Origin of the sequence: Actinomadura sp., assembly GCF_044508335.1 — a bacterium.
Taxonomy (GTDB): Bacteria; Actinomycetota; Actinomycetes; order Streptosporangiales; family Streptosporangiaceae; genus Spirillospora.
The window spans coordinates 1-17,240 of sequence record NZ_JBIQHY010000141.1; the positions used below are offsets into that span (position 1 = coordinate 1).

17 protein-coding genes and 1 pseudogene are annotated in these 17,240 nt (G+C 73.3%); 10 read left to right on the forward strand and 8 right to left on the reverse strand.

The features are described from left to right. A partial coding sequence (locus tag ACIWVC_RS30575; RefSeq protein ID WP_396454892.1) for a hypothetical protein occupies positions 1-267 on the reverse strand: 267 nt, incomplete at its 3' end. An 18-nt stretch (positions 268-285) separates the two neighbouring features. Continuing rightward, a complete protein-coding gene (locus ACIWVC_RS30580) occupies positions 286-1,416 on the reverse strand; it encodes a hypothetical protein (protein ID WP_396451596.1) in 1,131 nt (376 codons plus the stop codon). 95 nt (positions 1,417-1,511) lie between these two features. Here ACIWVC_RS30580 and ACIWVC_RS30585 point away from each other — a divergent pair, with 95 nt between their 5' ends. Genes ACIWVC_RS30585 through ACIWVC_RS30595 form a run of 3 tightly spaced genes read left to right on the forward strand, consistent with a single transcriptional unit; the run spans position 1,512 to position 3,987 of the window. After that, positions 1,512-1,955 (forward strand): NUDIX hydrolase, encoded by a 444-nt coding sequence (locus ACIWVC_RS30585; RefSeq protein WP_396451594.1) that lies wholly within the window; start codon positions 1,512-1,514, stop codon positions 1,953-1,955. Then, positions 1,952-3,304, forward strand: coding sequence for a coproporphyrinogen-III oxidase family protein (locus tag ACIWVC_RS30590; protein ID WP_396454893.1), 1,353 nt, complete (start codon positions 1,952-1,954; stop codon positions 3,302-3,304). Before ACIWVC_RS30585 ends, ACIWVC_RS30590 begins: the two co-directional genes overlap by 4 nt. A gap of 23 nt (positions 3,305-3,327) precedes the next feature. Beyond that, complete coding sequence (locus ACIWVC_RS30595; protein ID WP_396454894.1) at positions 3,328-3,987, forward strand: DUF1707 domain-containing protein; 660 nt, start codon at positions 3,328-3,330, stop codon at positions 3,985-3,987. Between the two features lie 3 nt (positions 3,988-3,990). Here the strand turns inward: ACIWVC_RS30595 and ACIWVC_RS30600 are convergent, their stop codons facing one another. Then, complete coding sequence (locus ACIWVC_RS30600) at positions 3,991-4,674, reverse strand: TetR/AcrR family transcriptional regulator (RefSeq protein WP_396451589.1); 684 nt, start codon at positions 4,672-4,674, stop codon at positions 3,991-3,993. 127 nt (positions 4,675-4,801) lie between these two features. On the opposite strand from ACIWVC_RS30600, the gene ACIWVC_RS30605 reads away from it, so the two are divergent. Continuing rightward, entirely contained in the window at positions 4,802-5,815 is a 1,014-nt protein-coding gene (locus ACIWVC_RS30605; protein ID WP_396451587.1) for an alcohol dehydrogenase catalytic domain-containing protein, read from the forward strand. A 12-nt stretch (positions 5,816-5,827) separates the two neighbouring features. On the opposite strand, the gene ACIWVC_RS30610 is transcribed toward ACIWVC_RS30605, so the two are convergent. Together ACIWVC_RS30610 and ACIWVC_RS30615 are read right to left on the reverse strand one after the other, a co-directional pair. Further along, a complete protein-coding gene (locus tag ACIWVC_RS30610) occupies positions 5,828-7,222 on the reverse strand; it encodes an amidase (RefSeq protein WP_396454895.1) in 1,395 nt (464 codons plus the stop codon). Continuing rightward, complete coding sequence (locus ACIWVC_RS30615) at positions 7,219-8,223, reverse strand: D-2-hydroxyacid dehydrogenase (protein WP_396454896.1); 1,005 nt, start codon at positions 8,221-8,223, stop codon at positions 7,219-7,221. The genes ACIWVC_RS30610 and ACIWVC_RS30615 overlap by 4 nt, the downstream gene beginning before the upstream one ends. Before the next feature lie 266 nt (positions 8,224-8,489). Between ACIWVC_RS30615 and ACIWVC_RS30620 the strand changes: the two genes are divergently transcribed. The 6 genes from ACIWVC_RS30620 to ACIWVC_RS30645 all read left to right on the forward strand — a co-directional run bounded on the left by ACIWVC_RS30620 (position 8,490) and on the right by ACIWVC_RS30645 (position 13,859). Continuing rightward, positions 8,490-8,972 carry a DUF3830 family protein gene (locus ACIWVC_RS30620; protein ID WP_396451600.1) on the forward strand — a complete coding sequence of 161 codons (483 nt, stop codon included), beginning with the start codon at positions 8,490-8,492 and terminating at the stop codon, positions 8,970-8,972. Between the two features lie 16 nt (positions 8,973-8,988). Next, complete coding sequence (locus tag ACIWVC_RS30625; RefSeq protein WP_396451581.1) at positions 8,989-9,750, forward strand: Asp/Glu racemase; 762 nt, start codon at positions 8,989-8,991, stop codon at positions 9,748-9,750. A 35-nt stretch (positions 9,751-9,785) separates the two neighbouring features. Next, positions 9,786-10,598, forward strand: coding sequence for a maleate cis-trans isomerase (locus ACIWVC_RS30630; protein ID WP_396451580.1), 813 nt, complete (start codon positions 9,786-9,788; stop codon positions 10,596-10,598). Between the two features lie 17 nt (positions 10,599-10,615). After that, on the forward strand, positions 10,616-11,281 hold the full coding sequence (locus tag ACIWVC_RS30635) for a GntR family transcriptional regulator (RefSeq protein WP_396451578.1): 666 nt from the start codon (positions 10,616-10,618) through the stop codon (positions 11,279-11,281). A 79-nt stretch (positions 11,282-11,360) separates the two neighbouring features. Continuing rightward, on the forward strand, positions 11,361-12,614 hold the full coding sequence (locus tag ACIWVC_RS30640) for an aspartate aminotransferase family protein (protein WP_396451577.1): 1,254 nt from the start codon (positions 11,361-11,363) through the stop codon (positions 12,612-12,614). 105 nt (positions 12,615-12,719) lie between these two features. Further along, complete coding sequence (locus tag ACIWVC_RS30645; RefSeq protein ID WP_396451575.1) at positions 12,720-13,859, forward strand: acyl-CoA dehydrogenase family protein; 1,140 nt, start codon at positions 12,720-12,722, stop codon at positions 13,857-13,859. Positions 13,860-13,921: 62 nt separating this feature from the next. On the opposite strand, the gene ACIWVC_RS30650 is transcribed toward ACIWVC_RS30645, so the two are convergent. From ACIWVC_RS30650 to ACIWVC_RS30660, 3 genes and pseudogenes are all read right to left on the reverse strand, one after another. Continuing rightward, positions 13,922-14,779: an esterase/lipase family protein gene (locus ACIWVC_RS30650; protein WP_396451573.1), complete on the reverse strand. Its 858-nt coding sequence runs from the start codon at positions 14,777-14,779 to the stop codon at positions 13,922-13,924. Positions 14,780-15,019: 240 nt separating this feature from the next. Next, complete coding sequence (locus ACIWVC_RS30655) at positions 15,020-16,165, reverse strand: CaiB/BaiF CoA transferase family protein (protein ID WP_396451571.1); 1,146 nt, start codon at positions 16,163-16,165, stop codon at positions 15,020-15,022. Between the two features lie 76 nt (positions 16,166-16,241). Next, a pseudogene (locus ACIWVC_RS30660) lies at positions 16,242-17,240 on the reverse strand (hypothetical protein); the annotation flags it as partial.

The following is a 17,240-nucleotide window of genomic DNA, read 5'->3' on the forward strand; positions in this document are numbered from 1 at the left end:
CAGTGAACGAGTGCGCCGGCGAGCTGCGAGCAGCGCGTTCAGCTCGTCGAGCGCCTCGGCGATCAGGCACGCCCGGTCGTCCAGCACGAGCATGCCGTGCTCGTAGTGGTACCTGCGCCCGTCCCCGGGCGGCGGGCACAGCCGCCGGTGCACCTCGTCGAGCTGCAGTGTCTCCGCCCGCCCGCCGGTGAGCCGGCGGATGCGGCGGGCCACCGACGTCTTGCCCGCCGCGGGCGTCCCGACCAGCAGCGCCGCTTGAGGTCTCACCGTCATCACCGGCGCCGCCTACCGGCTCTCGAAGAACAGCGGCCACAGTTCCTTGCGGGGCTCGTTGCTCCGCAGGAGAGTCGCGACCTCGAGCAGCTGGTCGGTGGGCAGCGCCGCCGCCTCGACGTAGTCCGGCTGGATCCATGACAGCGCCGGCGGCGACACCAGTGCCCGGCTCAGCCGGTTGTAGGACTCAAGGGCGCAGTAGCGCATGAAGGCGTTCGCGACGGGCGTGTAGAGCCGGCCCTGCTCCAGGTACTGCTGCATCTGCGTGATCGTGCACCATTTGGTGCCCTCCACGGAGAGTTCGAGACGTCTCGGCGTGGTGAACAGGAACGTCATGTCGACGTAGTGGCCGTTCTCGCCGCGCATATTCGTGCACGCCAGCATGGGCCCCGCGGTGATCTGGCTCCGCTGTATGCGGAAGCGCTGCTCCCCGTAGCGGAGGACGGTGTCCACGACGGTCCCGTTGGCCTGCAGCGGGCCGCCGAAGGTGCCGAGCATGTCGTAGCCGTTCTTCCAGGTCCGGCGGGAGAGGAAGAACAGCCCTTCGTCGCGGCTCACCAGCAGCGCGCCGACGCCGAGCGTCGGCTGCTCCAGCTGAGCCTCCTGCACCTCCTTGACCGCGTCGGCGAATTCCCACTGGTGGTTCCGGAGATTGCCCGAGCGGTCGCCGTTGAGCGGGATTATCTGCTCTTCGCCCGGGATGCGGAAATGCGGAAGCCGCAGCGTGCCGAGCTGCCCGACCACGTCCCCGCTGTCCGCGCACAGGGCGAACACCACGAAGAACGGCTTGCACGAAGGGTCGGCGGCGACCCGTTCGATCAGATCGGCGATGCCGTTGCGGCCGGCCGAGTTCGGGCCGGCGAAGAGCAGGATCGCATTGCAGCCGACCAGCCGTTCGTCCAAGTCCATGGACGCGTCCGCGCCATCCGCGCGCAGCACCTCGAAACGGTCGGCCTCGAAAAGGAAATGGCTCACCCGGTACTCGGTCGACCGCAGCGGAGGGCTGTCGCGGCGGACGATCCGGTTCTCCGTCCACGGCGCCACCGAGAACGGCTGCCCGCCGGTGCCGGGTCCGATGAGACCGGATCGCTGGAGCGCCTCCTGGTCCTGCTTGCAGACCAGGGCGATGAGATTCAGCTCCAACGCCGCCCCCCTTCACCGAGCCGTGCATCCAAGAATGCACAACCCCTCCGCGGCAGGGCAATGGCGTGAACTGGCCAGGTACTACACTGCCCCAGGTGACCACGCTGCGCGTCGCGGGCGGAGTCATCACCGACGACTCCTCGCGCATCCTGCTGCTGCACCGCCGGACCCCGCGGCCGCGGTGGGAGCTGCCCGGCGGGAAGATCGAGCGCGGGGAGCGGCCGGAGCAGGCGGTGCGGCGCGAGCTGCGCGAGGAGCTCGGCGTCGCGGTCGCGGTGGGCGGCCGCCTCGGCGGCTGCGAGTTCACCGAGGCCGGGAGAAGCGTGCAATGCCACTGGTACGAGGCGCGGATCACCGGTGGTGAGCCGTTCCCCGGCGAAGCCGAATTCGACGGGCTGCGTTTTTTCACCCACGCCGAGGCCGCGGAACTCTGGGACGAGCTGTCGCCCAACGCGCGGCACCTCATGGCCTGGCACCGGGACAACGGGCGGGGCATCGGCGGAACCGGAGTGCGGAGCGAGGCGGAGGCCCACGAGTGAAGGTTCATGTGTCGGCCGGAACCGCCGAGGAGATCTCCGCTCTTCTCGATCGAGAGGTACGCGCGGACTACGCCTACATGTATCCGCCGCGGCAGGCCTACGGGCGGATTGAGCCGCACGCGCTCACCGAGGCCGTCACCCGGTCCCTCGAAGCCGCGCGGGGGCCGCTCAACCTCTATCTCCACTTCCCGTTCTGCGAGCAGATCTGCGGCTTCTGCAATCTGTTCTCGGTCGCCTCGTCCGACGACGACCTCATCGACGCCTACATTGCCGCTCTGCTGAAGGAGCTGGCCGGATACGCCGATATGCTGCGCGGCCTTCCCCTCGACACCGTGTACCTCGGCGGGGGCACACCGTCCGTCATGTCCCCCGCCCAGCTCGCCACGGTTCTCGACGGGGTCTCCGAGCAGCTGGGCACGGACCTCCAGCAGGTGCCGGAGGTGGCGATGGAGGTCAGCCCGAGCACGGTAGAACCGGCCAAGTTCCGGGAGTTCCGGCGGCTCGGGATCAATCGGGTGAACCTCGGTTTCCAATCGCTGGAGGACGCCGAACTCTCGGGGATCGGCCGCGCCTACGCCTCCGACATCCCCTACAAGGCGCTGGACATCGTGGCGGAGACCGGCTTCCGCAACGTGTGCGTCGACCTCATCTACGGCCTGCCGGGGCAGGACCACGCCGCCTGGCGCCGCAGCGTGGACAAGGTCATCGAACTGGGTCCCGACACGGTCTGCGCCTACGCCTTGACTCTCCGGCCGCGGACGGGATTCGCGGGGCAGGGGTATCTGAGCGTCTCCGGCCCCGACCAGTACGCCAAGTACGACTACGCGGACGAGCGCCTCCGGCAAGAGGGCTACCGGCGGCAGACGCACGTCCGATGGGCCCGCGGCGAAGACGGCGGCTACCGCCAGAAGGCGAACCATTGGGCGCTCCAGCCGATCGTGGGCATCGGCGCGGGCGCCCGCGGCTACCTGTGGGAGTGCGACTACCGCAACGGGTACAGCGTCCGGCACCGCATGCGGGGCCTGCGCCAGTACCTCGACGCCGTCTCCGAGCACGGGCACGGGCGGACGGACGGCTATCTCATGACTCCGGACGAGCGCCGCCGCAAGGCTCTCGTCCTCGCCCTGATCGACCTCGATCTCGACTGGTACGCGGGGATTCTCGGCGGGGCGCCGGAGGAGCATTTCGGGCCGTATCTCGACGTGCTGGAGGATCTGGCTCTGCTGGAGCGCTCTCCGGGAACGCTGCGGCTGACCGACCGGGGCGTCCGGCACAGGGACGTCCTCGTGCAGGGCTTCTTCAGCCCGGAGGTCCGGCGGCGGCTGGCGTCCTTCGACTACGACGAATGAGGCCGCTGGTTTAGGCTTCGGGCATGAGTGATCTGCCCGAGCGCGCCGGGGGTCCGGGGGCGCCGGAGATGCGGGCCGGTGACGCTGATCGGGAGCGGGTCGCGCAGGTGCTGCGCGAGGCCGCCGGGGACGGGCGGCTGACGCTCGCCGAGCTGGACGAGCGGCTCGACGCGGTGTACGCGGCGAAGACGTACGGGGAGCTGGCGCCGCTGACCCGCGACCTGCCGGCGCCGGGCGCCGCCGCGCCGCCCGCCGCCGGGGCGGACTGGCGGCCCGTGGAGGGCGCGCCGTCCTGGCGCATCGGCATCGGGATCATGGGCGGCTTCCAGCGGGCCGGCGTGTGGAACGTCCCGCGGAAGTTCACCTCGTTCGCGTTCTGGGGCGGCGGCAAGATCGACCTGCGCGAGGCCCGGTTCGAGGAGGGGCAGGTCACGATCCGCGCGCTGGCGATCATGGGCGGGTTCGAGATCATCGTGCCCGAGGACATCACGGTGCACGTCAAGGGCATCGGGATCATGGGCGGCTTCGACCAGCGGGCGAGCGGCCCGGGGGTGCCCGGCTCCCCCACGGTCGTGGTGAAGGGCTTCGCGCTCTGGGGCGGCGTCGGCGTGAAGCGCCGCAGGCGCAAGGCGGACAAGCGCGCGGAGCGGGCGCGCCGCGCGGAGCCGGAGAAGGGCGAGTAGCGCTCAGCCGGCCGCGATGCGGTCGAGCCAGTCGGCGAGCAGCGCCGCCTCCGCCGCGGTCAGCGCGGGCGGCGGGCCGGCGTTCAGCGCGGCGCGCAGCGCGGCCGCGCGGGCCGCGGGCGTGCTCTCGTCGGTGTCCTCCTCCGGGATGGTGATCGCGGTCAGCACCGCCTCGCGGGTCCGGACGGACAGCTCGCCGTCGTCCTCGCCGGAGATGAGCGCCAGCGTGACGCCGACCCCGGCGGCGTGGATCATCCGGACGGCGGTCCCGACGGGGACGCGGAGCCGCCCGGCGCGGGCGACCGCCTCCACGAGGCCCGTCAGGATCTGGTCCGCCTCCTCCGCGACGGGCGGGGTGCGGGACGAGCCGTACATCAGCGTGTAGAACGCGGGGTGCGTGCGGCCGAACTCGACGTGCAGGTCCCAGCCCTGGCGCAGGTCGTCGACGGGGTCGCCGGTGCTGGGCTGGGCCCGCTTGCTCCGCAGGTACCGCTCGAACCCGTGCGCGGCGACGGCGTCGAACAGGCCGCGCTTGTCGCCGAAGTAGTGGTAGAGGGTCGGCGCGCCGACCCCGGCGGCCGCGCACACGGCGCGCGTCGAGACCGGCTCGCCGTCCGCCTCGGCGATCAGCTTGGCGGCCGCGCGGACGATCCGGTCCCGCGTGTCGGGGTCCTTCTGAGCAGTCACAACATCGATGTTACAGAAATCTGGCGAGCATCGCTATGCAGAAGCATGTAGCGCCACTATAGTCATTGCTATATCAACGCTATGGCGGCCGGTCGCGGCCGCCGGAGACACGAGAGGGGATGCGCTCATGCGCAGCGCCGTGCTGTCCGCCGCGGGCCAGCCGCTGGAGATCGTCGACCGCGCCGTGCCGGAGCCGGGCCCGGGCGAGGTCCTGGTGAAGGTCACCGCGTGCGGGATGTGCTACTCCGAGGTCAACCACCTGCGCGGCAACTACCCGTTCGGGAGGTACCCGACCGTCCCCGGGCACGAGATCAGCGGCGTCGTCGCCGCGCTCGGCGAGGGCGTCGACTGGCCCGCGGTCGGCACCCCCGTCGGCACCGGGTGGATCCACGGCTCCTGCGGCCACTGCGACTACTGCGCGCGCGGCGACCAGATCCTGTGCACCGGGGCGCCCAAGCAGATCACGGGCGTCAGCACCGACGGCGGCTACGCCGAGTACTTCGTGGGCCGCGCCGGGTTCGTCACCCCGCTGCCGGACGGCCTGGACCCGGTGGCCGGCGCGCAGCTGATGTGCGCCGGGATCACCGCCTTCAACGGGCTCCGGCACGCCGGCGCCCGCGCCGGGTCGCGGGTCGCGGTGCTCGGCACCGGCGGCGTCGGCACGATGGCGCTCCGGTTCGCCGCCGCGATGGGCGCCCGCGTCGCCGTGGTGTCCCGGTCCCGCCGCGCCGAGAAGGAGGCGCTGGCCGCCGGCGCCGAGGAGTTCGTCGCGACCGCCGAGCAGGACCCGGCCGAGGCCCTGAAGGCGTGGGGCGGCGCGGACGTGGTGGTCAACACCGCGCCCGACACCGCGACCGGCCTCGCCGCGTTCGGCGGCCTGCGCCCCGACGGCACCCTGCTCTACCTCGGCATGGGCGCCGAGAACGTGAGCGTGCCGCCCGCCGCCCTCGTGATGAACCGGATCCGGGTGATGGGCGTCCCGTCCGGGTCGCCGCACGACCTGCGCGACACCCTCGACTTCGCGGTGGCGCACGGGATCGTCCCCGAGGTCACCCCGGTCACGCTGGACGAGGCGCCGCGCGTGCTCGCCGCGATGGACGAGGGCGTGCACCGCGGCCGCGCGGTCATCGCCTTCGCGTGAACCGCGCGTCCGCTACGGCCGCCGGCCGCGCCACGGGCGGGCCCGCTCGAAGGCCGCGCAGGCGGTCATGACCAGGGCGTCCGCATGCCGGGCGCCGACCACCTGCAGGCCGATGGGCAGGCCCCCCGCGGTGAACCCGCACGGCAGGCTCGCGGCCGGCTGCTGGGTCATGTTGAACGGGTAGGTGAACGGGGTCCAGCTCGTCCAGCGCGGGGACGGCGAGCCCTCCGGCACCTCCCGGCCCGCCTCGAACGCGGCGATCGGCATCGTCGGGGTCAGCAGCAGGTCGTACCGCTCGTGGAAGAGGCCCATGCGGCGCCCCAGCTCCATGCGGCGGGCCGTGGCGGTGAGGTAGTCGGCGGCCGAGTACCGCGCGCCCTGCTCGCAGATCTCCCGCAGGCCCGGGTCGAGCCGGGCCCGGGCCTCGGGGGGCAGGTGCTCGACGACCTTGGCGGCGCCCGCGAACCACAGGACCTCGAACTCCTCGACGGGGTCGCCGCCGAGCCCCGGATCGGCCTGCTCGACCTTCGCGCCCAGCTCGGTGAAGGACTCGGCCGCGGCCGCGACCGACGCCGCGATCTCCGGATCGACCTCCGCGAACCCGAGGTCCGGGCTGAACGCGACGCGCAGGCCGGTGAGGTCGTCCGGCCCGCCGCCGGCGAAGGGGACGTCCGGCGGCGGCAGCGCCGACCAGTCGCGGCCGTCGGCGCCGCACACCGCGTCCAGCAGCAGCGCGGCGTCGGCCACCGTGTTCGTCATCGGGCCGGTGTGCGCGAGCGTCCCGAACGGGCTCGCCGGGTAGTGCGGGACGCGCCCGTACGTCGGCTTGATGGTGAAGATGCCGGTGAACGCGGCGGGGATGCGGACCGAGCCGCCGCCGTCGGTGCCGAGCGCGAGCGGCGCCATGCCCGCCGCGACGGCCGCCGCGGCGCCGCCGCTCGACCCGCCCGGCGTGCGGGAGGTGTCCCACGGGTTGCGGGTGACGCCGGTGAGCGGGCCGTCGGTGACGCCCTTCCAGGCGAACTCCGGCGTGGTCGTCTTGCCGACGAACACCGCGCCCTGCTCGCGGAGCCGCGCCACGGCCGGGGAGTCCTCGTCCCAGGGGCCGGCGGGGTCGATGGTCGTGGAGCCGCGCAGGGTGGGCCAGCCGCGGGTGAGCAGGACGTCCTTGATGGACACGGGCACGCCGTCCAGGGGCCCGAGCACCGCGCCGCGCGCCCGGCGGTCGGCCGCCGCCCGCGCCATGTCGAGCGTCGTCTCCTCGTCGACCAGGCAGAACGCGTTGAGCTCCCGGTCGTCCCGCCTGATGCGCGCGAGGACGGCCTCGGCGGCCTCGACCGGGGACAGCGTCCCCGCCTCGTACTCCGCCAGCAGTTCGGTCGCGGTCAGGTCGGCCGCGTCGGTCATGGCTCCCCCCTCTGGTTCGATCCGACATAGCCGAGCCGCTTGTCGACGATGTTGCGCAGCGGGCGGCCGGACGTGTAGCGGCCGAGGTTGTCGGTGAACAGCCGGACCAGCTCGTCCCGCCAGCCGACCACGTCGCCGGACATGTGCGGGGAGACGACGACGTTCGGCATCTCCCAGAGGGGGGAGGACGGCGGCAGCGGCTCGTCCTCGAAGACGTCCAGCGCGGCGCCCGCGATCCGGCCGTCGCGCAGCGCCTTGACGAGGTCGGGTTCGGCGACCAGCGCGCCGCGGCCCACGTTGATCAGCCGCGCGGACGGGCGCATCCGGTCCAGCGCGGCGGCGTCGATCATCCCGCGCGTCCGCGGGGTGAGCGGCGCGGCGAGCACGACGTAGTCGGCCTCGGCGAGCGCCTCGTCCAGCCGCTCCATCGGCAGGACGGTCCCGAGATCGGGATCGGCGCGCCGGGCGGTGCGGCCGGCGCCGGTGACGGCGAGCCCGGCGGCGGTCAGCCGGCGGCCGATGGCGCGGCCGATCGGCCCGGTGCCGACGACCAGCGCGCGGGCGCCGGTGACGCGCTCGGTCTCGCGGTGCCGCCAGCGCCGCTCCGCCTGCAGCCGCAGGGTGGCGGGAAGGTCCTTGGCGAAGGCCAGCACGAGCCCGAGGACGTACTCGGCGATCGGCTCGTCGAACACCCCTCGCGAATTGGTGACGATCGTGTCGCCTTCGACCAGGGCGGGGAACAGCAGCCGGTCGACTCCGGCGCTCGCGATGTGCACCCAGCCCGGGGCGTCCCCGGACGGCCACGCGCCGGCGAGCGCGTCCGACAGGAAGTCCCACACGAAGACGGCGTCCGCTCCCGGAAGCGCCCCGGCCAGCTCCGTTTCGCGCACGTAGCGGATACGGGCGAGCCCCTCCGCCTCCGCCATTCCGCGCGGGTGGTCGTCCCCCACGAGAACCACCACGTCAGGCGGCCCACCGGCGGCGTGCTGAACAGGCTCCATCGGCGTCACTTCCGGGGTGTGCGGAGTTTACGTGAAGGCAACTCGGGGAGGCATTGACACGCTAGGAAGCGTTCGTAGGATTGTCAACAATCAGCGCGGTGCACCGCGGCCCCGGTTCACCGCACTGACACGTGCTGCAAGACCGTCGCAACCGTTGCCCATGCACAGGCCAGGACGGATCCCAGAGCGCTCTAAAGGAAGAGTCCTTCGGGTGGCGACGCTCTCGCCCACCCCTGTTCACGGGGAGGTCCAGCATGCCCAAGCTCATGACCATCACACTGGAGCGTCGCGGCGTCTCATGCGTCGCGGAGCTGCTGGAGAAGGACGCGCCGCGGACGTGCGAGGCGGTCTGGCGCGCCCTGCCTCTGGGCGGTGACGCGTACCACGCCAAGTACGCGCGCAACGAGGTCTACACGATGGTCGAGCGGTTCTCCGAGGAAGAGGTCGGCCTGGAGAACCCGACAGTCACCCCCATCCCGGGCGACGTCGTCTACTTCTCCTTCTCGGGCGGGATGCTCGACCGCAAGTTCAAGGAGGAGAAGAACATCCACGCGCTGCCCGGCGTCATCGACCTCGCCATCTTCTACGGCCGCAACAACCTGCTCTTGAACGCGGACGTCGGGTGGGTGCCGGGCAACGTGTACGCCACGATCGTGGACGGGCTCGACCGGATGGCCGAGGCGTGCAACGACGTGTGGCGGTCCGGGGGCGTCGGTGAGCGCCTCGTCTACACCCGCGCCGAGTCCTAGAGCGGTGGCCTCGCAGATGGCATTCGACCCCACGCTGGTCGTCGGCCCCGAGCTGCTGGCCCAGCACGGTATCGGGGTGGTCGCGCCGTTCGACTTCGCCCTGGACCGCGAGCTGTGGCGGTGGACGCCCGACGACGTGTCGCTGTTCATGACCCGGCTCCCGTACGTCCCGGTCCCGGTCACCGTGGAGATGGCGTCCGCGCTGTCCGACCAGTCGATCGTCCGGCAGGCGACCCGGGACGTCCTCGCGCCCGAGCCGCTCGTGGTCGCCTACGCCTGCGCGTCCGGCAGCTTCATCCGCGGCAAGGCGGGCGAGCTGGAGCTGCACCAGTCGATGACGTCGGTCGGCGCGCCGGTGTCGACGACGACGTCCGGCGCGCTGGTGGAGTCGCTGCGGCTGCTCGACGTGTCGCGCATCGCCGTCGTCACGCCGTACATAGACGCGGTCACCGACCGGCTCGTGTCGTTCCTCGGCGAGTACGGGATCGAGGTCGTGTCGTCGGTCGGGATGGGGCTGCTCAGCCACATCTGGAAGGTCGGCTACGGCGAGATCGTGTCGGCGGTGTCGACGGTCGACCGCCCCGAGGCCGAGGCCGTCTTCATCAGCTGCACGAACGTGCCGACCTACGACATCATCGCGCCGCTGGAGCAGATGATCCAGAAGCCGGTGCTGACCGCCAATCAGGTCACGATGTGCTCGGCGCTGCGCGCGATGGGCCGCACGGCGGCCGGTCCCGGGCAGTCGCTGGCGCAGCTGGCCCCGACCACGGCGGCCTGACCGCCATGATCCGCGAAGGTAGGATTGTCGACAACATGCGGCAGAGCACGGTGCGCGCCGGGTTCCTGTACCCGGGCTACAGCGCCGAGGACGACTACCCCGCCATGGAACGCGCCCTCCGGCGTTCGGGGCCGGGCGAGGTGAGCCTGCCGGTCGTGCACACGCTCATGCGCGAGGACGCGCACCGCGTCGACGCGCTGCTGGACATCGGCGGCGCCGACGTCCTCGGCGAGGGCGCCCGCGCGCTGCGCGGCATGGGCGTGGGCGCCGCGGTGTGGGCGTGCACCAGCGGCAGCTTCGTGTTCGGCTGGGACGGCGCGGCGCAGCAGGTCGCGGGCGTGCGGGAGGCGGCGGGGGTGCCGGCGTCCAGCACGTCGTTCGCGTTCGTGCACGCCGCGCAGGCGCTTGGCGTGCGGAGGGTCGCGGTCGCCGCGACCTACCCGTCCGACGTCGCCGAGCGGTTCGTCGCGTTCCTCGGGCACGCCGGCATCGAGGTGGTCGCGCTGTCCTGCCGGGGCATCGTGACCGCCGCCGAGGTCGGCACGCTCGGCCGCGAGGAGGTGCTCGCCTTCGTCGCGGCCAACGACCATCCGGACGCCGAGGCGGTGCTGGTGCCCGACACCGCGCTGCACACCGTGTCCTGGCTCGACGAGCTGGAGGCGCGGACCGGCAAGCCGGTGCTGACCGCCAACCAGGTGAGCGTGTGGGAGGGGCTGCGGCTCGCGTCCGGTCCCGGCGGGCTCCCGCCGCGCACCGGGCTGGGCCGGCTGTTCGCCGTGCCCGCCGCCGTCTCCGCCGTCCCCGCCGGCAGCGCCGCCCGGCCGGGACGACATACCTGGCAGCTATGACGAAAGGGGCCCGCGGCATGGGCCGATTGGGTGAGCTGGAACCTGTCCCCCGCAAGTCGACCGTCGAGATCGTCTCGGACGAGCTGCGCTCGGCGATCATGTACGGGTCGCTGGAGCCCGGCGCGCAGCTCGGCGAGGCCGACCTCGCGGGCCGCCTCGGCATCAGCCGCGGCCCGCTGCGCGAGGCGATGCAGCGGCTCGTCCAGGAGGGGCTGCTGGTCAGCGAGCCGCATCGGGGGCTGTTCGTGATCACCCTGGACGAGGGGGACGTCGAGGACGTCTACCGCGCCCGGCTGGCGATCGAGCGGGAGGCGTGCAAGCTGATCATGGAGCGGAACCGCGGTGAGGCGGTGGCCCGCCTCACCGAGGCCCTCGAAGCGCTCGTGGAGGCGGCGAAGCAGCGCGACCGGGTCGCGATGAGCGACGCCGACCAGGCGTTCCACGAGGTGCTGGTCAGCTCGTCCGGCAGCCCCCGGCTGGAGCGGATGGCGCACACGCTGCTCGTCGAGACCCGCATGTGCCTGAACGCGCTGCAGGACACCTACCCCGAGCCGTCCGACCTCGTCGAGGAGCACCGCCGGCTCGTCGACGCGATCGGCGACGGGGAGGAGGAGCGGCTGCTCGCGCTCATCGAGGAGCACATGACCGACTCCATCCGCCGGCTCAGCACCTCCCGTCCGTAGCGGAGGGGCGCCCCCTGGACATCCGCTCCCGGGGGCACCTACATTGCAGATTGTCGACAATCTACCGGAGGGGACGCGCATGGCTCGGCTCTCACCCCTGCTCAAGCAGGCGACTCCCGTCCTGGCCGAACGCGGCGAGGGCGTGTACCTCTACGACACCGACGGCCGCCGGCACCTGGACTTCACCGCGGGCATCGGCGTCACGAACACCGGCCACTGCCACCCGCGCGTGGTGGAGGCCGCGCGCAAGCAGGTCGGCACGCTCATCCACGGGCAGTACACGACGGTCATGCACGAGCCGCTGCTGCGGCTGGTCGACGCGCTCGGCGAGGTCCTGCCCGACGGCCTGGACTCGCTGTTCTTCCTCAACAGCGGCAGCGAGGCCGTCGAGGCGTCCGTCCGGCTGGCCCGGCACGCCACCGGGCGGCAGAACATCGTCGTCTTCCACGGCTCCTTCCACGGCCGGACGATGGGCGCCGCCGCGCTCACCACGGCCGGCACCAAGTTCCGCGCGGGCATCGGCCCGCTGATGCCGGGCGCCGCGATCGCGCCGTTCCCGCAGGCGTACCGGTACGGGTGGTCGGAGGAGGAGGCGACCCGCTTCGCGCTGCGCGAGCTGGACTACCTGCTCGTCACCGCGAGCCCGGCCTCCGACACCGCGGCGTTCATCGTCGAGCCCGTGCTCGGCGAGGGCGGCTACATCCCGGCGCCGCCCGCGTTCCTGGAGGGGCTGCGGGAGCGCGCCGACCGGCACGGCATCCTGCTGATCATGGACGAGGTGCAGACCGGCTACGGCCGCACCGGCCGGTTCTGGGGCCACGAGCACTCGGCCGCGCGGCCCGACGTCCTCATCACCGCCAAGGGGCTGGCCAGCGGCTTCCCGCTGTCGGCGATCGCGGCGCCCACCGCGCTCATGGAGAAGGCGTGGCCGGGCTCCCAGGGCGGCACCTACGGCGGCAACGCGGTGGCGTGCGCGGCCGCGCTCGCCACCCTCCAGGTCATCGCCGACGAGGACCTCGTCGGCAACGCCGCCCGGCAGGGCGCGCGGCTGAGCGACGGGCTCCGCAAGGTCGCCGCCGACCACCCGGAGATCGGCGACGTGCGCGGCCTCGGCCTGATGCAGGCGAGCGAGTTCACCACGGCCGGCGGGGAACCCGACGCGGCCACCGCGCAGCGGGCGCACCGGGCGGCCGCCGAGCGCGGCCTGCTCCTGCTGACCTGCGGCGCGCACGGCAACGTCGTCCGGATGATCCCGCCGCTGATCGTCACCGAGCGGCAGATCGACGACGCCCTCGGCCTGTGGGCCGCGGCCGTCGGCGACGCGCTCGCCTGAACCGGGGGAGGTGAGGGGCGGCCGGGACCGCGCCGCCCCTCATCCCCGCCCGCCGGCCGCCTCCTGTTAGATTCCGAACCCCGTTCTGACATCGAGGAGGCTGCGTTGGGCCCCTGGCACACCCCGGAGCGCGCGGAGCTGCGCCGGCTCGTCCGCGACTTCACCGCGCGGGAGATCGTCCCGCACCTCGCCGCGTGGGAGGACGCCGGCGAGCTCCCCCGCGCGCTGCACGCCAGGGCCGCCGAGGCGGGGCTGCTCGGCGCCGGGTTCCCGGAGAAGGCCGGCGGGTCCGGCGGCGAGCTGTTCGACGCGCTGATCGTCGCCGAGGAGATCATCCAGGCGGGCGGGTCCGGCGGCGTCGTCGCCTCGCTGTTCACGCACGGCATCGCGCTGCCGCACATCATCGCGTCCGGCGACGACGCCCTGATCGACCGGTTCGCCCGGCCGACGCTGGCCGGCGAGACGATCGGCGCGCTCGGCGTCACCGAGCCCGGCACGGGGTCGGACGTGGCGGGCATCCGCACCACCGCCGTCCGCGACGGGGACCACTACGTCGTCAACGGCGCCAAGCTGTTCATCACCTCCGGCGTCCGCGCCGACTTCGTCACCACGGCGGTCCGGACGGGCGGACCGGGCGTCGACGGCATCTCGCTCCTCGTCATCGAGAAGGGCACGCCCGGCTTCACGGTGTCGGGGCCGCTGCGCAAGATGGGGTGGCTCTGCTCGGACACGGCGGAGCTGTCGTTCAGCGACGTCCGCGTGCCGGCCGCGAACCTGGTCGGCGCGGAGAACAGCGGGTTCCTGCAGATCGTGCAGAACTTCGTGACCGAGCGACTGTCCCTCGCCGTGCAGGCGTACGCGACGGCGCAGCGCTGCCTCGACCTCACGCTCGGCTGGGTCCGGGAGCGGGACACCTTCGGCCGGCCGCTCGCGTCCCGGCAGCTCGTCCGGCACAAGATCGCCGAGATGGCCCGGCAGACGGACGTGGCCCGCACCTACGTCCGCGCGGTCGCCGAGCGGCACGCCGCGGGCGAGGACGTGCTCGCCGAGACCGCCTACGCCAAGAACACCGCCGTCCTCGCCTGCGAGCACGTCGTGCACGAGGCCGTCCAGCTGCACGGCGGGATGGGCTACATGCGGGAGTCGGAGGTCGAGCGGCACTACCGCGACGCCCGCATCCTCGGGATCGGCGGCGGCACCAGCGAGATCATGAACGAGATCGCGGCCAAGCGGCTCGGCCTCTAGGAACGCGGGACGGCGCCCGGCGGCGAAAGGGCGGGACCGCCGGGCGCCGCGGCCGGGCGCGGTCAGCCGAGCGGCCTGCCGCAGTCGATGGGCCAGTACGGGCCCCAGATGTCGAGCGAGTTCAGCACGAACTTGATCGCCACCGGGTCGAAGGCGATGCCGACGTGCGCGTTGGTGTCGTCCGGGCACTTGTCCTGCAGCAGGACGTTCTGCGCGTTCGAGCCGTTGAGGAACGCCGAGGTGTAGGGCGTGACGACCTCGTCGTACCTGGTGGCGAGGACGATGTAGGCCGGGCCGGGCACCGTGTCGCCGCCGGCGTTCAGCTCCTTGAGGAAGTCGGAGCCGGTGATCTGCTGGCCCGCGGCCGGCGCGGCCTTGACGACGGCCTGCGTGATGCCGAGCAGGCTGCCCAGCTGGACGAGGCCCGCCAGGTTGGTGCCGTGGTTGGACGGGACGAGCCCCACGAGCCTGCCGACCTTCGCCGCGCCGCCGAGGAACTTCATGTAGTAGCGGGGCATCATTCCGCCCTGCGAATGCCCGACGATGTCGACCTTGGACGCGCCGGTCGAGGCGAGCACCCTGTCGACGAACTCCGACAGTTCTCCGGCCGATGCGGGAATGTCATGGATTCCCTGGATCGGGCCGTCCTCCGGGCCGCCGTAATTGAGGGCGTAGACGCAGTATCCGGCCTTCTTCAGGGCCGGAGAGAGTTTCTGCCAGTTGAACGCCATGTTCTCGAACGTCCCGTGCACGAGAACGACCGGCCGGGGATGCCAGAACGACGGCCTGCAGTTCCAGTCGTTCGCGCCGTCCGGGCTGGTCTCGGCGTGCGCGGCGGGCGCGGCCAGGCCCGTCGCGGCGAGCACGGCGGCCGCCGCCGCGGCGGTCGCCGCCCAGGACCGGAGTCGTCTGAAACGCATGGGAATCTCCCTCGTGAGGGCACGCCGAAAAGAGGCCGCGGCCCGCACGAATTCACCGGGTCCGGCCGCTCATCGCCGTGATGATCGGGGTGGAGTTCCCACAACGTACGACCGCTTCGGGGCGCGGTCTTGTGGAATGGCCGCCGGTTTACCGGGCCGCCTTGTCAGCCGACTCACAATTGGATCGGCGCGCATACCGCCCGGCCTGCGGCGATCCGCCGCAGGCCGGGTGCGGGCGGCTCACGCCTGGGCGACGGCGCCCTCCTTCAGGAGGGTCTCGGTGTCATCGAAGCCGAGGTCGTCCAGGATGGCGCGGGTCTGGCCGCCGGGGAGGGCGGGAACGCCGTCGGTCTCCGCGGCGGTGCGGGAGAAGCGGGGCGCCGGGGCGGGCTGGCGGTGGCCGGCGAGGTCGGGGAACACGCCGCGGGACGTGTTGTAGGGGTGCTCGGCCGCCTCCGTCAGCGACAGGACGGGGGCCACGCAGGCGTCGCTGGGAACGAAGATCTCCGTCCACTCGTCGCGGGTCTTCGTCTTGAAGACGGCGGCGAACCGCTCGCGGAGCAGCGGCCAGCCGGCGCGGTCGTGCTGGTGCGGGAGGTCCTCGCCGTCCAGGCCGGCGAGGCGGAGGAACTCGGCGTAGAACTGCGGCTCGATGGCGCCGACGGCCATGTGCTTCCCGTCGGCCGTCTCGTAGACGTCGTACCAGGGGGCGCCGGTGTCGAGCATGTTGACGCCGCGGCGATCCTCCCAGAGGCCGCCCGCGAGGAACGCGTGGATGAACGTCGACAGGTGGGCGGTGCCGTCCACGATCGCGGCGTCGACGACCTGGCCGCGCCCGCTCGTCCTCGCCTCCAGGAGGGCGGACAGGACGCCGACGACCAGGTACATGCTGCCGCCGGCGAAGTCGCCGAGCAGGTTCATCGGGACCTGCGGCGGGCCGTCCGCGCGGCCGATGGCGTGCAGGGCGCCGGTGATGGCGATGTAGCCGACGTCGTGGCCGGCGGTGTGCGAGAGCGGCCCCTCCTGGCCCCAGCCGGTCATCCGGCCGTAGACGAGCCGCGGGTTGCGGGCGAGGCAGTCGTCCGGGCCGATGCCGAGGCGCTCGGTGACACCGGGCCGGAACCCTTCGAGCAGCACGTCGGACTTCTCGGCGAGGCGGAGCACGACCTCGCGGCCCCGCTCGCTCTTCAGGTCGATGGCGATCGACCGCTTGCCGCGGTTGGTGAAGTCGGTGCCGCCGGCCGTCTCGCCCTCCCGGACGGCGGAGGCGCGGTCGACGCGGATCACGTCGGCGCCGAGGTCGGCCAGCAGCATCGCGGCGAACGGCCCCGGTCCGATCCCGGCCAGCTCGATCACCCGTACTCCGGACAGCGGCCCCTTGCCCATCTGCGACTCCCTGAATCTTGTTCGGTCTCCCCCAGTGTGCACCATCCAGGTAAGCGCGTGCTGACTCGGGTGCGGGTCAGCGGGCGGTGAGGGACACCGGGGTCTTCGGGGTCCCGGTGGCGACCAGCAGGCCCTTGTGCGTCGTCGAGCGGCGCACGCCGTCGGCGTGCGGGACGAGGCCGCGTCCGGCGGCGGCCACGTAGTACCAGCGGTCCGACGGCGCCCGCCACCACGTGCCGCTGACCGGGCGGCCGGCGTCGCACGCGCCCGTGGGCCGGGCCTCCGCGCCGAGCAGCATCGCCCGGGCGGTGCTCCCGCCCGCCGCGTACGTCAGCCGGGTGCACACCCAGTCGGCGTGCCCGCCGCCGTGCGGCAGCCTCCCGGACCAGAAGCCGAACGCCGTCGCCTCCGACACCGGGCTGGCCGGGCGCGGCGTCGCGCAGGCCAGCCGGTTCCAGATCTCCCGGCCCCGCCCGCCGAGGCGCTCCGGCCGCTCGTCCCGCGGCCGCCGGCCGGGCGGGCGGTAGCCGAGGACGGCGGCGCGCGGGCCGCCGAGGTCGCCGACCGTCCGGGAGCCGAGGTGGAACAGCGGGCCGCGCCCGCAGCCGGTGTCCGCGCGGGCGGGGGCGGTCACGCCGCCGGACACCGCCAGCCGGTCGCCGGAGAGCGTCTCGGGCCGGGCGTCCCACGGGGCGAGCAGGTAGCGCCCGCCGCCGAGGGCGATCGGGGCGGACGGACCGGTCCCGGCCGGGACGACGTCCAGCCGGCCGGGGGTGTAGCGGGCCAGCAGGCCGCCGCGCCGCAAGAGGGCGAGGGGCGTGCCGTCGAGGCGGCCCGCGTAGAGGAGCTGGGCGGTGCCGCCCGCGGCGCGCCGGCCGCCGGGCGCGCCCGCCCACGCGGCCGCGGCGCGCCGCACGAACGCCCGGTCGCCGGCGAGCTCGCCGCGCGCGGGCCAGGCGTCCAGGGTGCGGGCGCCGCGCGTCCAGGCGTCCGGGGCGGCCGACACCGGCCGCGGCGCGGGCGGCGGCGCCTCGCGGGCGTCGCCGCGCTCGGTCGCGACGAGCGCGCCGACGAG